The sequence below is a fragment of the Bradyrhizobium sp. DOA1 genome, from assembly GCF_001593325.1.
In the GTDB taxonomy this organism is placed as follows: Bacteria; Pseudomonadota; Alphaproteobacteria; order Rhizobiales; family Xanthobacteraceae; genus Bradyrhizobium.
The window spans coordinates 847,228-872,784 of the sequence record NZ_JXJM01000001.1; the positions used below are offsets into that span (position 1 = coordinate 847,228).

At 65.4% G+C, this 25,557-nt stretch carries 26 protein-coding genes; 19 read left to right on the forward strand and 7 right to left on the reverse strand.

What is annotated here, in order from left to right; genetic code table 11:
* The first annotated feature begins 27 nt into the window (after nucleotides 1-27).
* From SE91_RS03980 to hmuQ, 3 genes are all read left to right on the forward strand, one after another.
* A complete protein-coding gene (locus tag SE91_RS03980; RefSeq protein ID WP_061846657.1) occupies nucleotides 28-1,593 on the forward strand; it encodes a DUF1800 domain-containing protein in 1,566 nt (521 codons plus the stop codon).
* Nucleotides 1,590-2,813: a DUF1501 domain-containing protein gene (locus SE91_RS03985; RefSeq protein WP_061846658.1), complete on the forward strand. Its 1,224-nt coding sequence runs from the start codon at nucleotides 1,590-1,592 to the stop codon at nucleotides 2,811-2,813. The genes SE91_RS03980 and SE91_RS03985 overlap by 4 nt, the downstream gene beginning before the upstream one ends.
* Nucleotides 2,814-2,957: 144 nt before the next feature.
* Nucleotides 2,958-3,281, forward strand: a complete 324-nt coding sequence (gene hmuQ, locus SE91_RS03990; protein WP_008544592.1) for a heme-degrading protein HmuQ — start codon at nucleotides 2,958-2,960, stop codon at nucleotides 3,279-3,281.
* A gap of 27 nt (nucleotides 3,282-3,308) precedes the next feature.
* Here the strand turns inward: hmuQ and SE91_RS03995 are convergent, their stop codons facing one another.
* The 6 genes from SE91_RS03995 to SE91_RS04015 all read right to left on the reverse strand — a co-directional run bounded on the left by SE91_RS03995 (nucleotide 3,309) and on the right by SE91_RS04015 (nucleotide 7,214).
* The gene (locus SE91_RS03995) at nucleotides 3,309-4,250 is read right to left on the reverse strand and encodes an aldo/keto reductase (RefSeq protein WP_061846659.1); all 942 of its coding nucleotides are present in this window, start codon (nucleotides 4,248-4,250) and stop codon (nucleotides 3,309-3,311) included.
* A gap of 253 nt (nucleotides 4,251-4,503) precedes the next feature.
* Nucleotides 4,504-4,959, reverse strand: a complete 456-nt coding sequence (locus tag SE91_RS04000) for a GNAT family N-acetyltransferase (RefSeq protein ID WP_061850930.1) — start codon at nucleotides 4,957-4,959, stop codon at nucleotides 4,504-4,506.
* Between the two features lie 86 nt (nucleotides 4,960-5,045).
* On the reverse strand, nucleotides 5,046-5,867 hold the full coding sequence (locus tag SE91_RS04005) for a PAS-domain containing protein (RefSeq protein ID WP_061846660.1): 822 nt from the start codon (nucleotides 5,865-5,867) through the stop codon (nucleotides 5,046-5,048).
* A 128-nt stretch (nucleotides 5,868-5,995) separates the two neighbouring features.
* Entirely contained in the window at nucleotides 5,996-6,142 is a 147-nt protein-coding gene (locus SE91_RS35935; RefSeq protein ID WP_197489589.1) for a hypothetical protein, read from the reverse strand.
* 85 nt (nucleotides 6,143-6,227) lie between these two features.
* A complete protein-coding gene (locus SE91_RS36860; protein WP_008544600.1) occupies nucleotides 6,228-6,404 on the reverse strand; it encodes a hypothetical protein in 177 nt (58 codons plus the stop codon).
* Between the two features lie 159 nt (nucleotides 6,405-6,563).
* Nucleotides 6,564-7,214: a glutathione S-transferase family protein gene (locus tag SE91_RS04015; RefSeq protein ID WP_061846662.1), complete on the reverse strand. Its 651-nt coding sequence runs from the start codon at nucleotides 7,212-7,214 to the stop codon at nucleotides 6,564-6,566.
* Between the two features lie 617 nt (nucleotides 7,215-7,831).
* Between SE91_RS04015 and SE91_RS04020 the strand changes: the two genes are divergently transcribed.
* From SE91_RS04020 to SE91_RS04050, 7 genes are all read left to right on the forward strand, one after another.
* A complete protein-coding gene (locus SE91_RS04020) occupies nucleotides 7,832-9,034 on the forward strand; it encodes a pyridoxal phosphate-dependent aminotransferase (protein ID WP_061850933.1) in 1,203 nt (400 codons plus the stop codon).
* 345 nt (nucleotides 9,035-9,379) lie between these two features.
* Nucleotides 9,380-9,859 (forward strand): DUF992 domain-containing protein, encoded by a 480-nt coding sequence (locus SE91_RS04025; RefSeq protein ID WP_060734904.1) that lies wholly within the window; start codon nucleotides 9,380-9,382, stop codon nucleotides 9,857-9,859.
* Between the two features lie 159 nt (nucleotides 9,860-10,018).
* Complete coding sequence (locus SE91_RS04030; RefSeq protein WP_061846663.1) at nucleotides 10,019-12,067, forward strand: elongation factor G; 2,049 nt, start codon at nucleotides 10,019-10,021, stop codon at nucleotides 12,065-12,067.
* A gap of 295 nt (nucleotides 12,068-12,362) precedes the next feature.
* On the forward strand, nucleotides 12,363-12,635 hold the full coding sequence (locus SE91_RS04035) for a helix-turn-helix domain-containing protein (RefSeq protein ID WP_061846664.1): 273 nt from the start codon (nucleotides 12,363-12,365) through the stop codon (nucleotides 12,633-12,635).
* A 97-nt stretch (nucleotides 12,636-12,732) separates the two neighbouring features.
* A complete protein-coding gene (locus tag SE91_RS04040; protein ID WP_061846665.1) occupies nucleotides 12,733-14,484 on the forward strand; it encodes a SulP family inorganic anion transporter in 1,752 nt (583 codons plus the stop codon).
* 52 nt (nucleotides 14,485-14,536) lie between these two features.
* Nucleotides 14,537-15,376 (forward strand): shikimate dehydrogenase, encoded by an 840-nt coding sequence (locus tag SE91_RS04045; protein WP_061846666.1) that lies wholly within the window; start codon nucleotides 14,537-14,539, stop codon nucleotides 15,374-15,376.
* 65 nt (nucleotides 15,377-15,441) lie between these two features.
* Nucleotides 15,442-16,068, forward strand: a complete 627-nt coding sequence (locus tag SE91_RS04050; RefSeq protein WP_061846667.1) for a hypothetical protein — start codon at nucleotides 15,442-15,444, stop codon at nucleotides 16,066-16,068.
* Nucleotides 16,069-16,196: 128 nt separating this feature from the next.
* On the opposite strand, the gene SE91_RS04055 is transcribed toward SE91_RS04050, so the two are convergent.
* Nucleotides 16,197-17,333 (reverse strand): alpha-hydroxy acid oxidase, encoded by a 1,137-nt coding sequence (locus SE91_RS04055; protein WP_061846668.1) that lies wholly within the window; start codon nucleotides 17,331-17,333, stop codon nucleotides 16,197-16,199.
* 114 nt (nucleotides 17,334-17,447) lie between these two features.
* On the opposite strand from SE91_RS04055, the gene SE91_RS36865 reads away from it, so the two are divergent.
* From SE91_RS36865 to SE91_RS04095, 9 genes are all read left to right on the forward strand, one after another.
* Nucleotides 17,448-17,615 carry a hypothetical protein gene (locus tag SE91_RS36865; protein WP_008565472.1) on the forward strand — a complete coding sequence of 56 codons (168 nt, stop codon included), beginning with the start codon at nucleotides 17,448-17,450 and terminating at the stop codon, nucleotides 17,613-17,615.
* Nucleotides 17,616-17,833: 218 nt separating this feature from the next.
* Nucleotides 17,834-19,177 carry a phosphoglucosamine mutase gene (glmM, locus tag SE91_RS04060; protein WP_060734909.1) on the forward strand — a complete coding sequence of 448 codons (1,344 nt, stop codon included), beginning with the start codon at nucleotides 17,834-17,836 and terminating at the stop codon, nucleotides 19,175-19,177.
* Nucleotides 19,178-19,440: 263 nt separating this feature from the next.
* Nucleotides 19,441-20,688 carry an MFS transporter gene (locus SE91_RS04065; protein WP_061846669.1) on the forward strand — a complete coding sequence of 416 codons (1,248 nt, stop codon included), beginning with the start codon at nucleotides 19,441-19,443 and terminating at the stop codon, nucleotides 20,686-20,688.
* A gap of 236 nt (nucleotides 20,689-20,924) precedes the next feature.
* Nucleotides 20,925-21,755 carry an outer membrane protein gene (locus SE91_RS04070; protein WP_061846670.1) on the forward strand — a complete coding sequence of 277 codons (831 nt, stop codon included), beginning with the start codon at nucleotides 20,925-20,927 and terminating at the stop codon, nucleotides 21,753-21,755.
* Nucleotides 21,756-21,922: 167 nt separating this feature from the next.
* The gene (locus SE91_RS04075) at nucleotides 21,923-22,810 is read left to right on the forward strand and encodes an outer membrane protein (protein ID WP_060734911.1); all 888 of its coding nucleotides are present in this window, start codon (nucleotides 21,923-21,925) and stop codon (nucleotides 22,808-22,810) included.
* A 75-nt stretch (nucleotides 22,811-22,885) separates the two neighbouring features.
* Complete coding sequence (locus tag SE91_RS04080; protein WP_061846671.1) at nucleotides 22,886-23,476, forward strand: glutathione S-transferase family protein; 591 nt, start codon at nucleotides 22,886-22,888, stop codon at nucleotides 23,474-23,476.
* A 16-nt stretch (nucleotides 23,477-23,492) separates the two neighbouring features.
* Nucleotides 23,493-23,957 (forward strand): GNAT family N-acetyltransferase, encoded by a 465-nt coding sequence (locus SE91_RS04085; RefSeq protein ID WP_061846672.1) that lies wholly within the window; start codon nucleotides 23,493-23,495, stop codon nucleotides 23,955-23,957.
* Between the two features lie 174 nt (nucleotides 23,958-24,131).
* The gene (locus SE91_RS04090; RefSeq protein WP_245318300.1) at nucleotides 24,132-24,323 is read left to right on the forward strand and encodes a hypothetical protein; all 192 of its coding nucleotides are present in this window, start codon (nucleotides 24,132-24,134) and stop codon (nucleotides 24,321-24,323) included.
* Nucleotides 24,324-24,402: 79 nt separating this feature from the next.
* Nucleotides 24,403-25,557 (forward strand): phosphoserine transaminase (locus tag SE91_RS04095; RefSeq protein ID WP_061850935.1); only part of this gene is annotated, 1,155 nt, incomplete at its 3' end.

Sequence of the window (25,557 nt, forward strand, 5' to 3'; positions counted from 1 at the left end):
CGGCTCCAACGCGCGAAGGACAGATCGATGGCCCGCGATTCGCAAGCTGCCCTCGTTGCGCTCAACCGCTTCGGCTTGGGCGCGCGCGGCGGCGCCTCCGGCGATCTCATCAATGCGGCCTCCGATCCGCGCGGTTTCGTGAAGGCGGAGCTCGCGCGTCCGAGCGGCCTGCTGCTGGAAGCGCCCGGCCTGCAATCGACACCGCAGCTGGGTCAGGCGGTGTTCGCCTATCAGGATCAGGTCAGGCAGGCGCGCGAGGCTGCCAAGGAAACCGCCAAGGCCGCCGCTCCCGCTGAGACGCCGGCGCAGGCGCCTGCCGATCAGAAGCCCGCCTTGCGCCGCAATCTCTCGCTGAACGCAGCGGCGGAGATCACCGGCCAGATGGCTGATGCCAAGCCTGCCGCGACCACGGTCAAGCCCGAGACCATGCAGCCCAACGTGACTGCGCCGCAGCCCGCCAGGCCCGCGCCGCAGCCGCTCAACGTCATCCAAAAGACCTTTCGCGCCGAGGCGCTGGCGCGACTGCAGCGCGCGACGCTGGCCGAGTGCGGCTTCACCGAGCGGCTGGTCGTGTTCTGGTCCAACCATTTCTGCATCTCCGCCAGCAAGGGCGAGCTGGCGCGGATCTGGGCCGGCGCATTCGAGCGCGAGGCGATCCGGCCGCATGTGCTCGGCCGCTTCGCTGACATGTTGAAGGCGGTGGAGCAGCATCCTGCGATGCTGTTCTTCCTCGACAACCAGCAATCGCTCGGTCCCGACTCGCGCGCGGGACAAAACCGCAAGCGCGGGCTGAACGAGAATCTCGCCCGCGAGATCATGGAGCTGCATACGCTCGGCGTCGGCGGCGGCTACACGCAGGACGACGTCACCTCGCTCGCGCGCATCATCACCGGCTGGACTTTTGCGGGACGGCAGGGTCAGCTTGGCCCACCCGGCTCCTTCGTGTTCAACGCCAATGCGCACCAGCCGGGGCCGCAGATCCTGCTCGGCAAGACCTATGAGCCGACCGGCCTCGCACAGGGCGAGGCTGCGCTCGCCGACATCGCGCGCCATCCCGCGACGGCGAATTTCATCGCCACCAAATTCGTTCGTCACTTCGTCGCCGACGATCCGCCGCCTTCGCTCGTCGCCCGTCTGCGCGACGTCTTCGTCAGGACCGACGGCGATCTCAAGGCGATGGCGACCGCGCTGGTCGATTCCGACGAAGCGTGGAAAGCACCGTTGACCAAGATGCGCTCGCCTTACGAATTCCTGGTCGCGAGCGGCCGGCTGCTCGCGCGCGTGCCGGAGGATCCGAGCCGCTATCTCAACGGCCTCAACCTGCTCGGGCAGCCGCTATGGTCGCCGGCCGGGCCCAACGGCTTTCCCGACACCAATGCCGCCTGGGCTGCGCCCGAGGGCATGAAGCTCAGGCTCGACATTGCTGCGCAAATCGGCGCCCGGCTCGGCAGCAATATCGATCCGCTCGATCTCCTGGAGTTCGCAGCGGCGGATGCCGCCTCCATCGAAACGCGGCGGACGGTGGAGCGCGCCGAATCGCGGCAGCAGGCCCTGGCGCTGTTGTTGATGTCCCCGGAAATGCAGCGGAGATGACGATGATCGACTGCGTCGAGAACCGGCTCCTCACCTCGCGGCGCGGCCTCCTGCTCGGCGGCGCCTCGTTCGCGGCCTGGGCCTATTTGCCGAAATTCGCGCGCGCGGCGGACGGGCGCGATCCGCGACTGGTCGTGGTGATCCTGCGCGGCGCACTCGACGGTCTTGCGACGGTCGCGCCGCTCGGCGATCCCGATTATGCGGGCCTTCACGGCTCGATCGCACTCACGGCAGATGGTGCCCATCCCGCGATCATGCTCGACTCGTTCTTTGCGCTGCATCCGGCGATGCCGGAATTTGCGCGTATGTACCGCGACAAGCACGCCGCGGTCATCCACGCCGTGGCCACGCCCTATCGCGACCGCTCGCATTTCGACGGCCAGGACGTGCTCGAAAGCGGCTATGCCGGGCCCGGGCGCGTGCAGTCCGGCTGGCTCAACCGCGCGTTCGAGACGCTGCCGCGCGGCGAGCGTGTGTCGAGCGGTCTTGCGGTCGGACCGACCACGCCGCTGGTGCTGCGCGGCAATGCGCCGACCGTCGGCTGGGCGCCGGTCGCGCTGCCGCAGGCCGACGAGGACACCGCGATGCGCCTCGTCGAGCTCTACCGTCATCGCGATCCCGCGCTGGCCGCGGCCTTGTCCCAGGGCCTTCGGCTCGACAAGGTTGCTGGTGGTGACGACATGAAGCCGAGGGGCGGCAATCAGGCCGCGCAGATGCGCCAGGTCGCGCGCGGCGCCGCCAAGCTGATGGCAGCCGATGACGGCCCGCGCATTGCCGCGCTCGCCTTCGACGGCTGGGACACGCATGCCAACGAAGGCGGTCCCGTTGGGCGTCTCGCCTTCCTGCTCGGCGGTCTCGACGGTGCGCTGGCCGAATTCGAAAGCGGGCTCGGCCCGCGCTGGCGCGATAGCGTCGTCGTGGTCGTCACCGAGTTCGGCCGCACCGCGCGCATCAACGGCACCGACGGCACCGATCACGGCACCGGAACGATCGCGCTGCTCGCCGGCGGCGCCGTGAAGGGCGGCCGCATCATCGCGGACTGGCCGGGCCTCAAGCTCGCCAACCTCCATGAAGGCCGCGACCTCAAGCCGACCACCGATCTGCGCTCCGTCGTCAAGGGCGTGCTGCAGGACCAGTTCGGCCTGTCCGATCGCGTGCTCGCGGAGGCGGTGTTTCCGGACAGCGCCGCAGCACGGCCGATGAAGGGGCTTGTTGCCTAGGTGTCATTCCGGGGCGCGCGTCAGCGCGAACGCGGAATCCATTCATCCGCAGACACCGTCGCAAAATGGATTCCGGGCCCCCGCGCCTTGCGGCGCGTCCCGGAATGACGACATGATGAGCCGAGCATCAGGAGAACCACGCCCATGTACATCGCCATGAACCGCTTCCGCGTCGCCAAGGGCTCCGAGGCCGCCTTCGAGCAGGTCTGGCTTTCGCGCGACACCCATCTCGACAAGGTGCCGGGTTTCGTCGAATTCCATTTGCTGCGCGGGCCGGAGCTCGAAGACCACACGCTTTACGCCTCGCACACGGTGTGGGCCAACCATGCCGCGTTCGAGGCCTGGACCAAGTCGGAAGCGTTTCGTGCGGCGCATCACAAGGCAGGCGACAACAAGCCGCTCTATCTCGGCCATCCCCAGTTCGAAGGCTTCGAGGTGATGCAGACGGTGGGGCGCGGCGCGAAATAGCGCGCTGCAGGGCCCAGCTAGCAGCGTTCAGCCCAGCGTGATCTTGTCGATCTCGGCCATCTCCTCGGCGCTGAGCTTCCAGGCGATCGCCTTGACGTTCTCCTCCACCTGCTCGACGCGGGTCGCGCCGGCGATCACGCTCGACACCTGCGGGCGCGCGGCGAGCCAGGAGAAGGCGAGCTCTAGCATGCTGTGCCCGCGTGCCCTAGCGAAGGCCTGGAGCTTCTCGACCATGTCCTCGTTGCGCGGCGTGACGTAGCGGTCGCGCAGCGCCGGCGCCTTGGCAAAGCGCGTGTCGGCGGGCGCCGCTGCGCCGCGCTGATACTTGCCGGTGAGCAGGCCGCTGGCGAGCGGGAAGAACGGCAACAGGCCGAGCTTGTATTCCGATGCGGCCGGCAGCAGGTTCTTCTCGATGTCCCGCACCAGCAGTGAATATTCATCCTGGCAGGAGACGAAGCGGCTGACATTCATCGCGCGTGCGACGTATTCGGCTTCCGCGATCCGCCAGGCCGGGAAGTTGGAATTGCCGATGTAGCGCACCTTGCCCTGCCGGATCAGATCGTCGAGCGCGCGCAACGTCTCCTCGATCGGCGTCAGCGGGTCGTAATCATGCTGCTGGTAGAGGTCGATGTAGTCGGTCTTGAGCCGCCTGAGGCTGGCTTCGACCGCGTCCATGATGTAGCGGCGCGAGGCACCCTGCTTGGTGCCGTCGGTCGCCATCGGCTTGGCATATTTGGTGGCGAGCACGATGTCCTTGCGGCGATCGCCGAGCACGGTGCCGAGCACCGTCTCCGAGCCGCCCATGCCGGCATAGATGTCGGCGGTGTCGAACAGCGTGATGCCGAGATCGAGCGCGCGATGGATCACCTTGCGCGAGGTCTCCAGATCCGTGCGCTGGCCGAAATTGTTGCAGCCGAGCCCGACGGCAGAGACGCGCAGGCCGGAGGCGCCGAGATTACGAATGTCCATGGAAGATCCCGTCGAATGAGCAGCGGCGCATTCTGGCTACGGTGCGTCCCGGCAGCAAGCCGTTGGCCGCGCTGCTGCCATGCCGGCGGTGCGCACAAAAAAATGCGGCCCCTGTCAGACGCGGCGACTGACGGGGACCGCTTGGGGCGCTTGATCGGTGACGGGGGGCCTGATCAGACGCAGCTGCAACTTAATCCCGGTGTGTTACGCGGCGGTGACACGCCGAGTTATCACAGGCCTTGAACTGCCCGGATCAAAAGATCTTGCGATAGACGATGAACCCGGAGCGCTCGGCGACCTTGTCGTACAGGCTCTGTGCCGTGACATTGGTCTCGTGCGTCTGCCAATAGACGCGCGGCGACCCCGCCAGTTTCGCCCGCTCGTACACGCCATGGATCAGCGCCGAGCCGACGCCCTTCCCGCGCGCGGCTTCGGACGTGAACAGGTCCTGCAAATAACAGGACGGCTCGATCGCGGTGGTGCTGCGATGGAAGAGATAGTTGGTCATGCCGAGCAGCTTGCCGTCGCTTTCTGCAACCAGCCCATGAACCGGCTCATAGGCGTCGAAGAAGCGCTGCCACGTCATCCGCGTGATCTCCGGCGCGAGCGCAGTCGGACCCGAGCGGCCGTAGAAGGCGTTATAGCCGTCCCACAGCGGCAGCCATTGATCGTAGTCCTGCCGTGTGACGGCGCGAATGATGAGCGACATGAGAATTTCCGCGATCTCGGAGTTACGCGACGAAGAGACGTCTTTCATACGCGATGATCGCGTTGCCGATCAATCGCGCTGGCGCGTCACTCTGCGACGCGCAGATACCGGATCAGCTTGCGGCTCGTGGGATCGCGCAGCGAGCGGTAGTAGTCGGCGCGTGCCGGCGCGTCGGTGTGGCGCACGAGGTCGGTCACCGGCGTGTAGCTCAGCATGCGGCCGCCGTCGGGCAGCACGGTGCAGACGAAGCGCAGCACCTCGCCATTGCGCAAGGCGATGTTGATGGGCCTCGCGTCGCCGACCCGTACCATCTCCATGCGCTGCGCGATGAAGGTGGCGAGCTCGTCCTCGGGCAGCTCGAACGCGCCGGTGTCGCGGCCGTGATACATCAGCGCGATGAAGGGTGGCTTGGCGTCGGCGATCTCGTCCGGCACTGCGAAGTAGTCGCGGAACGCACGATTGATGAACTCGGCACGGGTCTCGGCATCAAGCAGCACCACGCCGATGTCGATCTGGTCGAGCGCGGCCGACAGGCGCGCGGCGATGGCATGGCTCTGGCGTTCGGCCGCGAACGTGCCGAGCAGCCGCTCGCGCATCAGACCGGTGATGCAGGCGGTGCCGGCGGCCGTGATCGCCAGGAGGCCGAGCCGGACCAGATCCGCGCTGCCATGGCTGGAGACGTCGTGCTGGTGGAGGAAGATCAGCGCCGTGCCGATCACGGCGACGGCCGCGGTCACCAGGGCCGAGGCAAGGCCCGACAGTGCGCCGGCAAGAGCCACGAGGCAGACCAGCAGCGGCCCAGGCGAGGGAGTGGGGAGGGTGGGGACGACGCGATCGAACAGCATCGTCAGCAGCAGGGTCGCTGCCGTCAGAACCGGACCGGAGATCGCACGCCATCCGAGCCGCATGGGCCAGTCTCGCTCCTCCCGAACGAGGTAAGACCGCAACACTGGCCGATCGTTGCACCGATGCGATGCGATTTCGCGCGTCGTGCCTAAGGGGCACTTGCGGGAACGCGCAAATCTTTCGGAGGATTTTAGACCAAGTGCGCCTGCTTGAGGCGCTGCTGCATCGCGGGGCCGTTCAGCGTCGATGTGCCCGAGCTCTTGCGCATGCCGGTGAAAATCAACAGCGACGCCGCGACCAGGATGGCCGCAGTCAGCGTGATTGCAACGACTACCACGGGTGACTTCATCGACGTCCTGTCGCGATGCCGGTCGGCGCGGGCCGCGCGGCGTCTTGAAGGTTGGTCCAGGATGAAACGGGAATCAGAGCGGCAGGCCCATCGCCATCGTCGCCTTGGTCGACAACACCGTCAGGGTGACGATCAAGCTCAGCGAAAGCGCGGCGACGGCGAGCGAGGCCGCGACCGCGTTGGTCAGCCGGGAAGACGCGACGGTGGCGGATTGGCTCTGAAAGCCTGCCGTGCCGGACGCCCGAATCATGGGTCTAAATCCCTCAACACGCGGGCGAATCACCCACGACTTTCCGGAATTTCCCAGTTTCAACCGGCAAGATTGCGGCGGCTGTCGCGCGGAAAGCGGCAAGATTGCGGCAAAATCGTCCCTTATGCCCGCTATTCGCGAGAGCGGGAGGACTGGCTGTCAGGCGCCCGCGGCGATGCTGGCGGGGTCATCGATGTCGGCCGCCCGCCAGTCCATCGTCACGAAGCCGGGCGCAGCCTCCACGCGTTTCAGCCAGTCCCGGATCGCCGGGAAGGTCGACAGGTCGAAATCGCAGCGGTCGGCGAGGTGGGTGTAGCCGTAGAGCGCGATGTCCGCGACGGTGAGCTGGCGCGCGGCGAAATAGGCGTTGGTCTTGAGATGATTCTCCATGACCTGGAGCGCGCCATAGCCGCGCTCCATCCAATCCTCCAGCGAATGGGTCTGGAGATCGCGGCCGCCCCTGACCAGCGACAGCCAGAAGTAGGCGGCGCCGATGTTGGGCTCGAGCGCGTGCTGCTCGAAGAACATCCATTGCAGCGCCTCGGCGCGGTCGATGCGGTTCTCCGGCGCCAGCGGCGTGCCGACGGCGACGTACCAGAGGATGGCGTTGGACTCGGCAAGAAAACGGTCTTCCCCGACCTCGAGCAGCGGCACCTGTCCTGACGGGTTCTTCGACAGGAAGTCCGGCGTGCGGCTCTCGCCGCGCAGAATGTCAACTTCGATTGCTTCGTAAGGCACGTTCAGCAGCGCCAGCGCAAGGCGGACCTTGTAGCTGTTGCCGGAGCGCTGCATCGAATAGAGCTTGTACATTCTGGAAGTTCGTTTCCGAGGAGGGAAGATGCGGCGCTGGCTGCCCTCCAGCGCCGCTAAACAATGATGCCGATGCGAATCCGCCGCAAGGGCCGCCCAATAGAAAAACTCGAAAACCCTACCGCACTGCAACGCCACGGAAGATCATTTCCGCGCGACCATGCAATTCAGTTCACGCTTGCGTCAATATGCAGGACACATGGCGACGTGCCCTTGTGTGAGACAGTGATTGGCCGCCAATCTCTGCGTCGTCATGGCCGGGCTTGACCCGGCCATCCACGTCTCACGGGCCGCACCAAGAACGTGGATGCCCGGGCCTTCGCCGCGCCGAAGCGGCTTCGGCCGCGCAGGCGGGACAAGCCCGGGCATGACGACCTTCTGTTTCATCGCAACACGCAAAATTGCTCCGAGGACAGGCCTTGCCTGATATGAGGGATTTGAGCGGCAAAGTTGCGAAATATTGCGGTCCGTCTCGTTTGAAGCGCTCCAAATCCCTAAGTTTTTCGGCGATCGGGCCGAAGTTTCTTGCGATGCAGCGGCACACGTTTTAGGGTGTCTCATTCCCACAATCAGAGTCGTGAGGCCCAGGGCTTCACGACGCTTGTCAGGAGATGACGATGTCCTTCCTTGCCGCTGCGCTCGACCGTGTGAAGCCGTCCGCGACCATCGCGGTCACGGATAAAGCACGCGCGCTGAAAGCGGCGGGCCGCAACGTCATCGGCCTCGGGGCCGGCGAGCCCGACTTCGACACGCCCGCCAACATCAAGCTGGCGGCGATCCGCGCCATCGAAGCCGGCAAGACCAAGTACACCGCGGTCGACGGCATCCCCGAGCTGAAGGACGCCATCATCGCCAAGTTTCAGCGCGAGAACGGCGTCGCCTACAAGCCGAACCAGATCATCGTCGGCACCGGCGGCAAGCAGGTGCTCTACAACGCGCTGATGGCGACCATCAATCCGGGCGACGAGGTGATCATCCCCGCGCCCTATTGGGTCAGCTACCCTGAAATGGTGGCGCTCGCCGGCGGCGAGCCGGTGCCGGTGGTCTGCACCGCCGCGACCGGCTTCAAGCTCCAGGCCGAGGCGCTGGAGCGCGCGATCACGCCGAAGACCAAATGGGTCATCCTGTGCTCGCCGTCGAACCCGACCGGAGCCGCCTACACCAAGTCGGAGCTGAAGGCGCTCACCGACGTGCTGATGAAGCATCCCCATGTGTGGGTGATGACCGACGACATGTACGAGCACCTCGTCTACGACGACTTCCAGTTCACCACGGTCGCGCAGGTCGAGCCTGGTCTCTACGACCGCACGCTCACCGTGAACGGCGTGTCGAAGGCCTATTGCATGACCGGCTGGCGCATCGGCTATGCCGGCGGCCCGGCGCAGCTGATCAAGGCGATGTCCACGATCCAGTCGCAGTCGACCTCGAACCCGTCGTCGATCGCGCAATGGGCGGCGGTGGAAGCGCTGAACGGTCCGCAGGATTTCATCCCCGCCAACAACAAGGTGTTCAAGGAGCGGCGGGACCTCGTCGTCTCCATGCTCAACCAGGCCAAGGGCATCGAGTGCCCGCGTCCCGAGGGCGCCTTCTATGTCTACCCGTCCTGCGCCGGCACGATCGGCAAGACCGCGCCGTCGGGCAAACTGATCGACAATGACGAGACGTTCGTCACCGAGCTCCTGGAGACCGAAGGCGTCGCCGTCGTGCAGGGTTCGGCCTTCGGCCTTGGCCCCGCCTTCCGCATCTCCTACGCGACCAAGACCTCGGACCTCGAAGACGCCTGCAAGCGCATCCAGCGTTTCTGCGGCAATCTGCGCTGAGACCCAGTCGCGACAGTGCGAATTGGAAAGGCCCGCCTCGTGCGGGCCTTTTTTGTTCTGGCCGGTGGAGATTTGCTCGGGCGAGAAGCGCACCTCTATCCCAGTCATTGCGAGCCAACGGGTCCGCGCGAAGCGCGGCCCGATGACAGGCTCCGCGAAGCAATCCAGAATCCCTCCGCGGAAAGATTCTGATTGCTTCCGTCTTCGCCGATGGCTTCGGCGGACAAGTCGCTGCGCCCGCAATGACGGAGGATCTGGCACCGCCACGGCTGTTGTGGCATAGACCATGACGCATCACGGGTCGGGCGCTCTCTGCTCGCGTCACATCATCGCCGGAGATATTTCATGCGCCGTTCGTTCATCCTCGCAGGGCTCACTGCGGCCAGCCTCGTTGTCTCCGTCGCTGCCGCCGGCGCGCAGCAGCGGATGGCGCGGGTTGGCGTCCTCGAATGCCGCGGCGGCGCCAGCGTCGGCTTCATCGTGGGATCGGTGACCCATCTCGGCTGCGTGCTGCGCGCCGACGGCTTGCCCGATGACCGCTACGTCGCGACCATCCGCAAAGTCGGTCTCGACATCGGCATCACCCAGGAGACGGCGCTCGCCTGGGGCGTGTTCGCGCCGGTCGACCGGCTCGGTCCCGGCGACCTCTCCGGCAATTACGCCGGCGCGCAGGGCAGCGCGTCGATCGGCGTCGGCCTAGGGGGCAATGTGCTGGTCGGCGGCTCCAACAATTCGATCGCGCTCCAGCCGCTCAGCGTGCAGGGCCAGGTCGGCCTCAATATCGCCGCCGGCCTCGAAAGCCTGGAACTCCGTCCGGGTCGCTGAGTTTTGGCGCGGCGTTCCCTTCACCTCTGCCTCCGGGAGAGGTGAACACCAACGACGCACCGCAGCGACGTTTGACGCTTGCCAAATCTCGGCGACGGGCAGAGCATCGGCGTTTGCCGACCCAATCATGGGCCGAGCTCCACAAGAAGGAGGCGGCGAATGGGACAAGACGTCAGAAGTCCCCGAGGTCCACGGTGCATCGCGCTGGTGGGCCCTTTCCAAAGCGGTAAAACGACACTTCTCGAAGCAATACTGGCGCGAACGGGTGCAATCCCGCGCGCCGGCAGCGTCGATGCCGGAACGTCCGTCGGCGACGCCACCCCGGAGGCCCGCCATCACAAGATGACCGTTGGGCTCACTGCCGCCACCACGAATTTCATGGGCGACAGCTACACCTTCCTCGATTGTCCCGGTTCCGTCGAATTCGCCCACGATATGCGCGCCGTGCTGCCCGCGGTCGATGCCGCGGTCGTGGTCTGCGAGGCCGACGAGAAGAAGCTGCCGCAACTCCAGATCATCCTGCGCGAGCTGGAGGAGTTGAAGATCCCGCGTTTCCTGTTCCTCAACAAGATCGATCGTGCCAACCAGCGTATCCGCGAGACGCTCGCAACGCTGCAGCCCGCCTCGCGCGTGCCGCTGGTGCTGCGTCAGATCCCGATCTGGAAGGACGAATTGATCGAGGGCTTCGTCGATCTCGCGCTCGAGCGCGCCTTCATCTATCGCGAGCACAAGGCTTCCGAGGTCATCGCGCTCGAGGGCGGCAACCTCGATCGCGAAAAGGAGGCCCGCTTCTCGATGCTGGAGAAGCTTGCCGATCACGACGACGCGCTGATGGAGCAGCTGCTCGAAGACATCCAGCCGCCGCGCGATGCCGTGTTCGACGATCTCGCCCGCGAACTGCGCGAAGGGCTGATCTGTCCGGTGCTGTTAGGAGCTGCTGCGCGCGAAAACGGCGTGCTGCGCCTGATGAAGGCGCTGCGTCACGAATCGCCGGGTGTGGCAGAGACCGCAAGACGTCTCGGCGTCCCCGGCACCAAGGATGCGCTCGGCTACGTCTTCAAGACGCTGCATTCGCAGCATGGCGGAAAACTGTCGCTGACGCGGCTGCTCGCCGGCCATCTCGACGACGGCGCCACGTTGCAATCCTCCTCCGGAGGCTCGGGCCGCATCTCCGGCATCCTCGCCGTCAACGGCGCCTACGACACCAAGCGCGCCTCAGCCGAGGCCGGCGACACCGTGGCGCTCGCCAAGCTCGATCCGATCAGGACCGGCGACACGGTCTCGAACGGCAAGGCGCCGCCTGCCGCGCTGATCACGATCGAGCCGACAGCGCCGGTGCTCGCGATCTCGATCGCGGCCAGCGATCGCAAGGACGATGTGAAGCTCGGTCAGGCCATGGCCCGGCTGCACGAGGAGGATCCCTCGCTCGTCGTCGTGCAGAACGCCCAGACCCACGACACCGTGCTGTGGGGACAGGGCGAGATGCATCTGCGCGTCGCCGGCGAGCGCTTGCGCGACCGCTTCGGCGTGAAGATCACGTCGCATCCGCCCGGGATCGGCTATCAGGAGACCATCCGCAAGCCGATCACCCAGCGCGGCCGCCACAAGAAGCAGTCCGGCGGCCACGGCCAGTTCGGCGACGTCGTGCTCGACATCCGGCCGCTGCCGCGTGGCGACGGCTTCAAGTTCGCCGAGAAGGTGGTGGGCGGCGCGGTGCCGCGCAACTACATCCCGGCGGTGGAGGAAGGCGTCGTCGATGGATTGGGGCGCGGTCCGCTCGGCTTCCCCGTCACCGACGTGCAGGTGACGCTGACCGACGGCTCCTATCACAGCGTCGATAGCTCCGATCTTGCCTTCCGCACGGCGGCGCGGATCGGGCTGAACGAAGGTCTGCCGCAATGCCAGCCGGTGCTGCTGGAGCCGATCCACATGGTCGAGATCGTCTGCCCGACCGACGCCACCGCCAGGATCAACGCGATCCTGTCGGCGCGGCGCGGCCAGATCCTCGGCTTCGACACCCGCGACGGCTGGAGCGGCTGGGACTGCGTCCGCGCGATGATGCCGGAAGCCGAGATCGGCGAGCTGATCGTCGAGCTGCGCTCGGCCACCGCCGGCGCCGGCAGCTTCACCCGCCAGTTCGACCACATGGCCGAAGTCACCGGCCGCGCCGCCGACCAGATCATCGCCGCGCATCAGCACGCAGCGTGATCGGTTAGGAAGGCAACGGCGTCTCGCTCCCTCTCCCCGTTCTGAACATCTTCACGGGGAGAGGGGCTGTCTCCGCACGGCGTTTCATAGGCCGCACTCTCCACGTCAGTGCGAGCATAGCGAAGCAATCCAGGCTGTCTCCGCAGGGGCAGTCTGGATTGCTTCGTCGCAAGGGCTCCTCGCAATGACGGGGAGACAGCTCCGCAATCTGCTTGCGCTCTCCTGACAATGATGTATTTTGCATCATTGTACACGCGCAGAATATCACTTATAAGCTCTGATACGTGAGGCCAAGGTGATCACGTCGTTCCAGATGCGGGCGGCCCGGGCGCTGCTCGGCATGGACCAGAAAACCCTGGCCGAGCTTGCCGGCGTGTCGCTGCCGACCATCCAGCGGATGGAAGCCTCCACCGGCAACGTGCGTGGCGTGGTCGAAACCCTGATCAAGGTGGTCGAGGCGTTCGATCGGGCCGGCGTCGAGCTGATCGGCGAGCAGGCGCGCAGTGACAGCGGCGGGCGTGGCGTTCGCCTCAAGGAGCCGGGGCCGCCGCGCCGCGTCGGGGCATGATCGCGTTGGGCGTGCCCGGAAAACAAATGAGCTAACCGCACCGTCGCGTCCGGGATCGCGGCCGCACGATGCAGTGGAGCATTGTGGGCAGCGGAGCATGAGCATCACGAGCGACCAGGCCGGTAAGCTGCATCAGCTTCGCCGGCCGACCTTTGCCGAACTTTACCTGCCGAAGCTCGTCACCGTCTGGCGCGAAGGCTATGGCGCCGCGGATTTCCGCGCCGACGTCTTCGCCGGTCTCACCGTCGCGATCGTCGCGCTGCCGCTGTCGATGGCGATCGCCATCGCATCGGGCGTGCCGCCGGACCGCGGTCTCTACACCGCCGTCGCCGGCGGCTTCATCGTGTCGCTGCTCGGCGGCAGCCGGTTCCAGATCGGCGGGCCGGCGGGCGCCTTCATCGTGCTGGTCGCGGTGACCGCGGAGCGGCACGGCGTCGACGGGGTGATCCTCGCTACCATGATGGCAGGACTGTTCCTGATCGCCGCGGGCCTGCTCCGGGTCGGCACCTACATCAAGTTCATTCCCTATCCCGTCACGGTCGGCTTCACTGCCGGCATCGCCGTCATCATCTTCGCCAGCCAGCTCCGCGATCTCCTAGGGGTCACGCTTGCGGGCAAGGAGCCCAGCGAGTTCGTGCCGAAACTGGTTGCGCTCGCCGGCGGCCTCAACAGCATCAATCCATCGGCCGTCGCGGTCGCCATCGTCAGCATCGTCATCATCGCGGCCTTGCGGGTCTGGCGCCCATCCTGGCCCGGCATCCTGATCGCGGTCGCACTCGCGGCGGTCGCCAGCGCCGTGCTGTCGCTGCCGGTCGAGACCATCGGCTCGCGCTTCGGCGGCATCCCGCGCGAACTGCCCTCGCCGGCGCTCCCGGCGTTCTCGCTGGAGAAGGCGAGGGCGGTGCTGCCGGATGCGATCGCGTTTGCGTTGCTCGCTGCAATCGAATCGCTGCTGTCGGCGGTGGTGGCCGACGGCATGACCGGACGCCGTCACCGCTCCAATTGCGAGCTGGTGGCGCAGGGCGCGGCCAATATCGGCTCGGCGCTGTTCGGCGGCATCTGCGTCACCGGCCTGATCGCGCGCACCGCGACCAACATCCGCGCTGGTGCGCGCGGGCCGCTCGCAGGGATGCTGCACTCCGTGTTCCTGCTGCTGTTCATGCTGATCGCAGCTCCCCTGGCGAGCTACATCCCGCTGGCCGCGCTCGCCTCGGTGCTGGTCGTGGTGGCCTGGACCATGGCGGAGAAGCACGAATTCGCGACGCTGCTGCGGTCCTCCTGGGGCGATGCCGTCGTGCTGCTCGCGACCTTCCTGCTGACGATCTTCCGCGACCTCACCGAAGGCATCCTGGTCGGCTTCGCGCTCGGCGCGGTGCTGTTCATCCATCGCATGGCGGAGATGACGGGCATCGAGGAGCGCACCCCGCTGGTCGACGCCGACCGCCCCGACGACGGCAATGGCGACCGCGTTCCCTACGATCCCGGTCTGGCGGTCGATCGCGACGTGCTGGTCTACCGCATCACCGGCGCGTTCTTCTTCGGCGCCGCCTCGGCGATCGGCAGCGTCCTCGACGGCATCGCCGACGGGCGCAAGGCCTTCGTGGTCGATTTCGCCGCGGTGCCGTTCCTGGATTCCACGGCGGCCAACGTGCTCGGGCGCGTCGCCGCCAAGGCCCACCGCCAGGGCATCAAGCTGTTCATCACGGGGGCCTCGCCCACGGTTCGCCGCGCGCTGCTCACCCACGGCGTGACGCCGCCGCGTGCCCGCTACCGCCAAAACCTCGCGCGCGCCATTGCCGACATCAAGGGCTCCGCCGCCGGTGAGGCCGCTGCGGATAGCGGCGCTTGACAGACCCTTCGGGACGCGAAATGGATCGCCTCGGAAACGACCCGGGGGAAAGATGACCGCGCCCAAGACGCCTGCCGCCTGTCTGATCGGATGGCCGGCGGCGCATTCGCGCTCGCCGCTGATCCATCATTACTGGCTGCGCACGCTCGGCATCGTGGGCGGCTATGTCATCGAGGCGGTTCCGCCCGAGGATCTCAGGGACTTCGTGCTCAGGCTGTCGCTGCGTGGCTTCGTCGGCGCCAACGTCACCATCCCGCACAAGGAGGGCGTGCTTGAGCTGTCGAAGCCCGATGCGCGCGCAACGGCCGTGGGCGCCGCCAACACGCTGTGGTTCGAGGACGGCGAGCTGTGCTCGACCAACACCGACGTCGAAGGCTTCATCGGCAATCTCGATGCCAGCGCACCTGGCTGGGCCGACGCTAGCGAGGCGCTCGTGCTCGGGGCCGGCGGCTCCGCGCGCGCGGTCGTGTTCGGCCTGCGCGAGCGCGGCATCAAGCGCATCCATCTCGCCAACCGCACCATCGCGCGGGCCGAGGCACTCGCAACACAGTTCGGGGCGAACGTGAATGCCGTGACGTGGGACAGCGTCAGCGAAATCCTGCCGCGCGCAAAACTGCTCGTGAACACGACCTCGCTCGGCATGCACGGCCAGCCTCCGCTCGACGTCGATGTGGCGCGCCTGCCGCAAGCTGCCGTCGTCGCCGATCTCGTCTATGTCCCGCTGGTGACGCCGCTGCTTGCGCAAGCGCAGGCGCGCGGCTTGAAGACCGCCGACGGGCTCGGCATGCTGCTGCACCAGGCCGTGCGTGGCTTCGAGCTGTGGTTCGGCCGGCGGCCGCAAGTCACGGCCGAGCTGCGCGCGTTGGTCGAGGCCGATCTCACAAAGTCTTGAGAGGGCCGCGGCGAATAGCACACCATCTCCGGAGTTCTAACCCGTGGGGGCAATCGGAGACCGAAATGACCATTCAACGCGTAACTTTCGCACGTCCATTGATCGCCGTCGCGATCGTGGCCCTCTCGACTTACTGCGCCTTCGCGCAAAGGGCACCGGTGCCGACCCGCGTGCGCGGCACCATCGAGAGCGTCACTGGCGACACCATGCAGGTCAAGTCGCGCACCGGCGAGGACGTGAAGCTCCACATCGCCACTGACGTGAACGTGTCAGGCATTACCAAGATTTCGCTCGCCGACATCAAGCCGGGTTCGTTCATCGGCGCGACCACCGTGCCCGGGCCGGACGGCGGCCAGAACGCGGTCGAGGTTCACGTTTTTCCGGAGAGCATGCGCGGCACCGGCGAGGGTTCGCGGCCCTGGGACCTCAAGCCCAATTCCAGCATGACCAATGCGACGGTCGCCGAGAGCGTGGTCGGCAATGACGGTCACACGCTGCTGGTGAAGTACAAGGACGGCGAGAAGAAAGTGTTCGTCGCCGACAACACGCCGGTCGTCACCTTCGTGCCCAGCGACAAATCCGAGTTGAAGCCGGGCGCCAAGGTCATCGCCTTTATCAAGCAATTGCCGAACGGCTCCTTCGAAGCCAACCGCATCAGCGTCGGCCGCGACGGCCTGACGCCGCCGATGTGACGGCGGTAGCGGAGGACTCGTAGGGTGGGCAAAGGCGCGCTTGCGCCGTGCCCACGCTCTCTCTCGCGTCGCGCGACCAATGGCGGGCACGCTTACGCTTTGCCCACCCTACAACACCGTCTCCGCGGCTACACCGCAATCACATGATCGTCGATCTCGTCCACCCTGTTGACGCCGCACAGGCCCATGGTGGTGAGCAGCTCTTTCTGGATGATGTCGATCGCCTTGGCGACGCCGGCCTGGCCGCCGGCGCCGAGGCCATAGGCGTAGGCGCGGCCGATCATGCAGGATTTTGCGCCGAGCGCGAGCGCGCGCATCACGTCCTGGCCGGAGCGGATGCCGCCGTCGAACATGATCTCCATCTTCTCGCCGACCGCATCCGCGATCTCCGGCAGCACCTCGATCGAGGACGGCGCGCCGTCGAGCTGGCGGCCGCCATGGTTGGAGACCACGAGCGCCTGCGCGCCGGTCTTGGCGGCTTCCTCGGCGTCCTCGACGTCGAGGATGCCCTTGATGATCAGCTTGCCCGGCCAGATGCTGCGGACCCACTCGACGTCCTTCCAGTTCAGCGAAGTGTCGAACTGTGACGCCGTCCATTCGGCGAGGCGGTTGAGATCCTCGGTGTTCTTCACATGGCCGGCGATGTTGCCGAAGGTGCGGCGCTTGCCTTGCAGCACCCCGGAGACCCAGGCCGGCTTGCTGGCGAAATCCAGAAGCTTCGACAGCGACCATTCCGGGGGCACCGTCATGCCGTTCTTGATGTCGGCATGGCGCTGACCGATCACCTGCAAATCGACGGTGAGCACCAGCGCGCTGCACTTGGCGGCCATCGCGCGCTGGATCAGCTCCTTGATGAAGCCGCGGTCCTTCATCACGTAGAGCTGGAACCAGAACGGTTTCTCGACATTGGCGGCGATGTCCTCGATCGAGCAGATCGACATGGTCGACTGCGTGAACGGGATCCCGGCGGCCTGCGCGGCGCGGCAGGCATGGATCTCGCCGTCGCCATGCTGCATGCCGAGCAGGCCGACGGGCGCGAGGATCAGCGGCATGGTCGAGGGCTCGCCGAGGATCATGGTCGAGGTGTCGCGCTTGGAGACATCGACCAGGATGCGCTGGCGGAATTTTATTGCCTGCATGTCCTCGCGATTGGCGCGCAGCGTTTCCTCGGCATAGGAACCGCGGTCGCAATAGTCGAAGAATGCCTTCGGCACGCGGCGCTTATGCAGCGCGCGGAGATCGTCGATACAGGTGATGTGCTTCATGAACGTTTCCCGGCCCGTCTAATTCGGAAGTCTTGCATCGGAAGAGCGAGGGGTCATCTAGCATGGTTGGATGCATAGCCAAATCGTTTGCAAATCGTTCGAGAGGAGGGCGCCATGACGAAGCCGCACGCCACACCGTCGCCGGAAGAGCTCAAGGAAAAGCGCGATCTCGAGGAAGCGCTGGAGGAGGGTCTGGAAGAGACCTTTCCGGGCTCCGATCCCGTCAACGTCACCCAGCCGGCGCCAAGCCGCGGGGACGGCCATGTCAAGCGAAGCGACTAGGCAGGTTCCAGCCTGTTCCCCTGTTCATACGAGAAATATAGTGTTAACAATACGTTATCGGGCGACCCGCACGCCCGATTCCGTAACGATTTATCATATTTTTTGAAGCCAAGTTTGCCGCGATAGCTTTATAAGACCTCAGCACATTAGGGATGCGGGGCCCGTTCGGGCAGCCCGTGGTTGCAGAGGGGATCCCTGGTTGTTGCGTGGGGGACGATATGAGCCGCAAATATTTCGGGACGGATGGGATTCGGGGCCGCGCCAACGGTCTGATCACACCGGAGCTCGCGCTCAAGGTCGGCCAGGCCGCAGGCCTGGCCTTTCAGCGCGGCGACCACCGCCATCGGGTCGTGATCGGCAAGGACACCCGCCTGTCCGGCTACATGATCGAATATGCGATGGTCGCAGGCTTCACCTCGGTCGGTATGGACGTGCTGCTGGTCGGCCCGATGCCGACGCCCGCGGTCGCGATGCTGACCAAGTCGATGCGCGCCGATCTCGGCGTCATGATCTCGGCCTCGCACAATCTGTTCGAGGACAACGGCATCAAGCTGTTCGGGCCGCAGGGCTTCAAGCTCTCCGACGACGTCGAGCGGCAGATCGAGCAACTGCTCGACGAATCCCTCGACAAGCGGCTCGCGCAAAGTGCGAGCCTGGGCCGCGCCCGCCGCATCGACGGCGTGCATGACCGCTACATCGAATTCGCCAAGCGCACGCTGCCGCGTGATCTGTCGCTGGACGGCCTGCGCGTCGTGGTCGATTGCGCCAATGGCGCCGCCTACAAGGTGGTGCCGGAGGCGCTGTGGGAGCTGGGTGCCGATGTCGTACCGATCGGTGTCGAGCCTGACGGCTTCAACATCAACAAGGAATGCGGCTCCACCTCGCCGGAGGCGCTGTCGAAGAAGGTGCGTGAGATGCGCGCCGACATCGGAATCGCGCTCGACGGCGATGCCGACCGCGTTATCCTGGTCGACGAGCGCGGCCATATCGTCGACGGCGACCAGTTGCTCGCGGTGATCGCGCAGAGCTGGAAGGAAGACGGCCGGCTGTCCCGCCCCGGCATCGTCGCCACCGTGATGTCCAATCTCGGTCTCGAGCGCTTCCTGAACGGGCAGGGGCTCGATCTCGTGCGCACACCGGTCGGCGACCGCTACGTGCTCGAGCAGATGCTGAATGGTGGCTACAATCTCGGCGGCGAGCAGTCCGGCCACATCATCCTGTCCGACTACGCCACCACCGGCGACGGCTTCGTTGCGGCCCTGCAGGTGCTGGCGGTTGTGCAGAAGTCGCGGCGGCCGGTATCGGAGGTCTGTCACCGCTTCGATCCGCTGCCGCAGATCCTCAAGAACGTCCGCCACAAGGGCGGCAAGCCACTCGATGATTCCGACGTCAAGTCGGCGATCTCCGACGGCGAGAAGCGTCTCAACGGTCACGGCCGCCTCTTGATCCGCTCCTCCGGCACCGAGCCCGTCATCCGCGTCATGGGCGAGGGCGAAGACCGCATCCTCGTCGAAGACGTCGTCGACACCATCGTCACCGCACTGGGGCAAGCCGCGGCCTGAGGTTTTCAAGCGCGAGCGGGGGGGCGATGATCTCACCCCACGGGCGGTATCGTAGGGTGGGCGAAGCGAAGCGTGCCCACGCCTCTGTCGTCGCATCGGAAAGTACGTGGGCACGGCGCAAGGGCGCCTTTACCCACCCTACGATTCCGGACTTGCGGAGAATAGGACGCTCGCATCCCAGCTATTTGCGATTGGCGGTGGTCTGGCTGAGCCTTGCGACGTAACAAACGAGCGCGGCAATCTGCCGCGCTGGGATCGCTGCATTGAACAAGCCTGTCGTCCTACCTGCGGAAACGCTGACCGAGCCCGTCATCGTCAATGACGTGACGCCTGCCAAGGCAGCCGCGGGCCCGGCCTATGTCGTCCTCGCCGGCATCAGCGTTTCGCACTTCCTCAACGACACCATGCAGTCGCTGATCGCCTCGGTGTACCCGATCCTGAAGGACGCTTACGCGCTCGATTTCGCGCAGATCGGCCTGATCACGCTGGCCTTCCAGTTCACGGCCTCGCTGCTCCAGCCGGTGGTCGGGCATTACACCGACAAGAAGGCGCAGCCCTATTCGCTGGCGATCGGCATGGCCTCGACCTTCTTCGGACTTCTGCTGCTCAGTGCCGCGCACAAATATCTCGTCATCCTCGTCGCCGCCGCGCTGGTCGGTCTCGGCTCGGCGGTGTTTCACCCCGAATCCGCGCGCATCGCGCGGCTCGCCTCCGGCGGACGTTACGGTTTCGCGCAATCGGTGTTCCAGCTTGGCGGCAGCTTCGGCACCTCGATGGGCCCGGTACTCGCCGCGCTCATCGTCGTGCCGTTCGGGCAGGGCAGCATCGCCTGGTTCTCCTCGATCGCCTTTCTTGCGATCCTGATCCTCTGGCGGATTGGTCGCTGGTACGCGCCGCAGATCGCGGCGAAGAAGGCGGCTCCTGCGCACACCCAGCCGGGTGGGCCGAGCTCGCGCCGCGTCGCGGTCGCGCTGCTCGTGCTGGTGGCGCTGTTGTTCTCCAAGCAGCTCTACGTCTCGAGCCTGTCGAGCTACTACATCTTCTATCTGATCGACCGCTTCGGCGTGTCGACGCAGGCCGCGCAGATCTATCTCTTCGTCTTCCTCGCCGCGAACGCTGTCGGCGCATTTCTCGGTGGTCCCCTGGGTGATCGGTTCGGCCGCAAGATCGTGATTTGGATCTCGATCCTCGGCGCGCTGCCGTTTACGCTGGCGCTGCCCTATGCCGGCCTTTACGCCAGCGCGGTGCTCAGCGTGATCATCGGCCTGATCATCTCCTCGACCACGTCCTCCATCATCGTGTTCGCGCAGGAGCTGGTGCCGCATCGGTTCGGCATGATCTCCGGCGTGTTCTTCGGCGTCGCCTTCGGCATCGGAGGGCTGGGCGCCGCCGTGCTGGGCAAGCTCGCCGATCACACCTCGATCGCGTTCGTCTACCAGGTCTGCGCTTATCTGCCGGCGATCGGGCTGCTCGCCGTGTTCCTGCCGAAAATGCCGCGGCACGCGCGTTAACGCATCCTCTCTTACCGCATTGCGGCTTCACACATCGTTAGGAATTGCGGCGCGTGCGCCGCATTCGGCGCGGTATTAGTGCAACGCTCGGCGGCGTGCGCGTGTGCGGTCAGAAAAAATCAACCTTAAAAATTAGGGTTAAGTGGCGCTTAAACATTTGCTGGCATCGTCCGCCCGTGAGTTTCCAGAACGTGGGGCGTCTGCATTTTGCCTCACCGGCCATAAGGACGAAGCCAATGCGTAGCGTTAAGACTCTCCTTGCCGCGGGTGCGGCATCCCTGATCTCGTCGATGGCGTTCGCCGCCGATATGCCGATCGCGGCGCCCCCTCCCATGTACGCGCCGCCGGCTCCGCCCGCTGATTTCGGCGGCTGGTATCTCCGCGGCGACATCGGCATGACCAACCAGAGCGCCAAGAGCATCGAGAGCGCGTTGCCGGCCGGCTATTCGAAGACGACGGAAGGCCTCGGCTTCGACTCTTCGCCGCTGTTCGGTCTCGGCGCCGGCTACCGCTTCAACAACTGGTTCCGCGCCGACGTGATCGGCCAGTACCGTGGCAAAGCCACTCTGCACGGCAGCGACAACGTCGTTGGACCCGGCTTCGTGGGCGTCAACAACTACAGCGGCAGCAAGTCCGAGTGGGTCGTGATGGCCAACGCTTATGTCGACCTCGGCACCTGGTGGTGCATCACGCCGTTCATCGGCGCCGGTGTTGGCGGCTCCTACAACAAGATCAGCGGCTTCCGTGACGACGGCGTGTCGTACAGCCCCGGTCTGAACAACAGCGTCGCCTACTTCGCCGACAACGGAAAGTGGAACCTGGCCTGGGCAGCTCACGCCGGTCTCGCCTACAAGGTCAATCCCGGGTTCACCGTCGAACTGGCCTACAGCTACATGAACCTCGGCGACGGGGCGCCCGGCAACTATCGCTTGTTCGACAACAGCGCCTCCGGCCCGACCTCGATCAAGATCAGGGACATCACCTCGCACGACGTCAAGCTCGGCGTGCGCTGGGATCTCAACAGCCCGCCGGCCTATGTGCCGCCGCCGCTCGTCACCAAGGGCTGATCGTCGCTTCGATCGCTTAGGACTTCTTAACGGCGCGGGATCATCCCGCGCCGTTTTGCTTTGCGTATTTTTCATGGCGGGCAGCGACGAAAGAGCCTGATGCAACCATTGGTTAAGGTTAACAGGCGATGATCATCGCAACAGTTCGAGTCCGATGGAGCGTTGCGATGCGTAGGCTGATGTTGGTGGCGGCGATATTGGGGACAGTGTCTGCCGCGCACGCGGCCGATCTCTCCGATTTGCCCATCCTGCGCGGCAGCGTCAGTGAGGGCCTGTCGAAGACGACCCGCAATTGGGACGGCGCCTATGTCGGCGGCAATTTCGGCTACACCACCGACTCATCCGATTTCGGCCAGAGCGTGGTCGGCCTGACCAATTACATCTTCCGCGACAGCGTACTTCAGGGGCCGACGTCGACCTGGTCGCTTCTCAGCAAGAACACCGCGCAAAGCACCAATTTCGGCGGCTTCGTCGGCCGCAATTGGCAATGGTACGATGCCATTCTCAGTCTCGAAGGTACCTACACCTATTTCAACAATCTGAAGACGTCGTCATCGGGGTACAACTCGCTCGACATCGTCAATCCGCCCGGTGACGTCCAGCCCGTCGGCGTGACCAACCACTACCTCACGACCTTGACCGGCTCGGCTTCGGCGCAGGTGAAGGACATGATCACGCTACGTGGGCGGGTCGGTTGGGACGGCGGCGATTTCATGCCGTACATGTTCGCCGGCGCCGCCGTCGGCCGCATGGACGTGTCGCGCACCGTGAGCAGCGACGTGAAGCTGCGTCAGGATGCGACCGTCACGGACGCGTTCGGCAACATCATCACCATCACCGGCGTACCGCAGCAGGTCGTAGCGCAGACGCAGACACAAGGCCAGCACAAGACCAACGCTTTCGTCGCCGGTTGGGTCGCCGGCCTCGGGATCGAATACTGCATATGGGACGGGCTGTTCGCGCGGGTGGAGTACGAATATGTGAAATTTTCTCCCGTCATGAACACCTCGGTGACGCTGAACAACGCGCGTGTCGGACTCGGCTACAAGTTCTGACGCCTGACTGCGGCGCCGTGGTTGACAGCTTCCTTCCGTCCTGATGCTCTGTCGCTCCAAAATGGGGCGGCGGCGATGAAGGTCTACGGCGACAGCAATTCCGGCAATTGTCTCAAGGTGAAGTGGGTCTGCGACAAGCTCGCATTGCCCTATCAGTGGATCGAGATCGACACGCGCAAGGGCGAGACGCGCACGCCGCAATTCCTTGCGATGAACGGTGCCGGTCAGGTGCCGACCGTCGCATTCGACGACGGCCGCACACTGGCGCAGTCCAATGCCATCATCCGCTACCTCGCGCGCGGCAGCGCGCTGATACCGGACGATGCCTTTACTGCCGCCAAGATGGACGAATGGCTGTTCTGGGAGCAGTACAGCCACGAGCCCTATATCGCGGTGTGCCGCTTCCTGATGGTCTATCTCGGCAAGAATGCATCCGATCTCAACCCCGAAAAGGTCAAGCGTGGCTATGCGGCGCTCGACCGCATGGAACAGCATCTGTCCGCCAGCCGCTTCTTCGTGGGCGAGGCGATCTCGCTCGCGGATGTCTCGCTGCTCGCCTATACCCGCGTTGCGCATGAAGGCGGCTTCGATCTCGGCCGCTATGCGGCGATCCGCCGCTGGATCGGCGAAGCCGAGACCAACCTCGGCCTGCCGGCTGCACGCTGAGCCCGGAGTTTCCCGCATGACTGCCAAGCCTGTCTCCATCCGCCGCGCGCGGCGCGACGACGTCGCGGCGATCGTGGCGATGCTCGCCGACGATCATTTGGGACGCGCGCGTGAGCGCGTGGAGGATCCGTTGCCCGCACTATATTACGAAGCGTTCGAGCGCATCATGCGCGATTCAAATCTCCAGCTCGTGGTCGCCGAGAGCTCGGGGAGGGTGGTCGGCTGTCTGCAACTCGCGATCTTGCCGGGGCTGAGCTCGCAAGGCGGCTCGCGCGGCCTGCTCGAAGACGTCCGCGTTGCTTCCGATTGTCGCAGTCGCGGCATCGGCGAGCAGCTGGTGCAATGGGCCGTGACGGAGGCGAAAGCACGCGGCTGCAATCTGGTCGAGCTGCTGACGCACGAGACGCGAATCGATGCGCAGCGCTTCTACAAGCGGCTTGGCTTCACTGCGAGCCACGTGGGCATGACTGTCCGCTTTTGAGGCAGCGTGACGCGAGCATTGCGCGATCAGCGAATTCGGATCGCGCATTCGTTCATGTTAAGAGGCGGTAAACTACCCGTCGGTCGTTCAGGTTGATGAAGGAACGAACGGTGCTACGGCGGCGTCTGACACCGGGCTCGGCTCGGTTCGGGGATTGCAATGACGAGTTATTCGATGGTCAAGGTCGGCAACGACTATGTCGTGCAGGTCAATGACAAGTGCATTTTGAAAGTCGGCAGCCGCCGCAAGGCCGCGCAATTGATCAGCGAAGCCACGGACTTGTTGAACGCGCTCGCGACCGTCCCATCCCCTGAAATCGCACCCGAGGCGCCATCACTCGCGCGTGAGGCCCCGGAACTTCCTTGACGGCCCTTCCCGATTCCCGTATCAGCCGCGGCGGGACACCTCCCCCCAACGGGAGGCTTACTATCTGGAAGGGTAGATCATGACTGTAGCGAAGCCCGCTTCGCGGCCGACCGTGCCGCATTTTTCCTCCGGCCCCTGCGCCAAGCGCCCCGGCTGGAACGCCCAAAATCTCAAGGACGCAGCCCTCGGCCGCTCGCATCGCGCGAAGGTCGGCAAGACCAAGCTCAAGCTCGCGATCGATCTGACGCGCGAAGTGCTCGAGGTCCCCGCCGATTACCGCATCGGCATCGTGCCGGCCTCCGATACCGGCGCGGTCGAGATGGCGCTGTGGTCGCTGCTCGGCGCAGGGCCGGTCACCACGCTCGCCTGGGAATCCTTCGGCGAGGGCTGGGTCAGCGACATCGTCAAGGAATTGAAGCTCAAGGACGTCACCAAGCTGAACGCGGCTTACGGTGAGATTCCCGATCTGTCGAAGGTCGATCCCAAGAGCGACGTCGTCTTCACCTGGAACGGCACCACCTCCGGCGTGCGCGTGCCCGATGCCAACTGGATCAGCGCGACCCGCGAAGGCCTGACCATTTGCGACGCGACCTCCGCGGCGTTTGCGCAAGCTCTCGACTGGGCCAAGCTCGACGTCGTCACCTTCTCCTGGCAGAAGGCGCTCGGCGGCGAGGCCGCGCACGGCATGCTGATCCTGTCGCCGCGTGCGGTGGAGCGGCTCGAGACCTACAAGCCGGCCTGGCCGCTGCCGAAGATCTTCCGCATGACCAAGGGCGGCAAGCTCAACGAAGGCATCTTCGTCGGCGAGACCATCAACACGCCCTCGATGCTCTGCGTCGAGGATTATCTCGATGCGCTGAACTGGGCCAAGTCGATCGGCGGTCTCAAGGCGCTGATCGCGCGCGCCGATGCCAACACCAAGGTGCTCGCCGACTGGAAGGCGAAGACGCCGTGGATCGATTTCCTGGCGAAGGACCCTTCGATCCGCTCCAACACCTCGGTGTGCCTGAAGTTCACCGATCCCGCGATCACCTCGCTCTCCGAGGACGCGCAGGCCGACTTCTCCAAGAAGCTGGTCGCGCTGGTCGAGAAGGAAGGCGCCGGCTACGACTTCGCCTATTACCGCGATGCGCCGGCCGGCCTGCGCATCTGGTGCGGCGCCACCGTCGAGGCCAGGGACGTCGAACTGCTGACACAGTGGATCGACTGGGCCTTCGCCGAGACAAAAGCCACG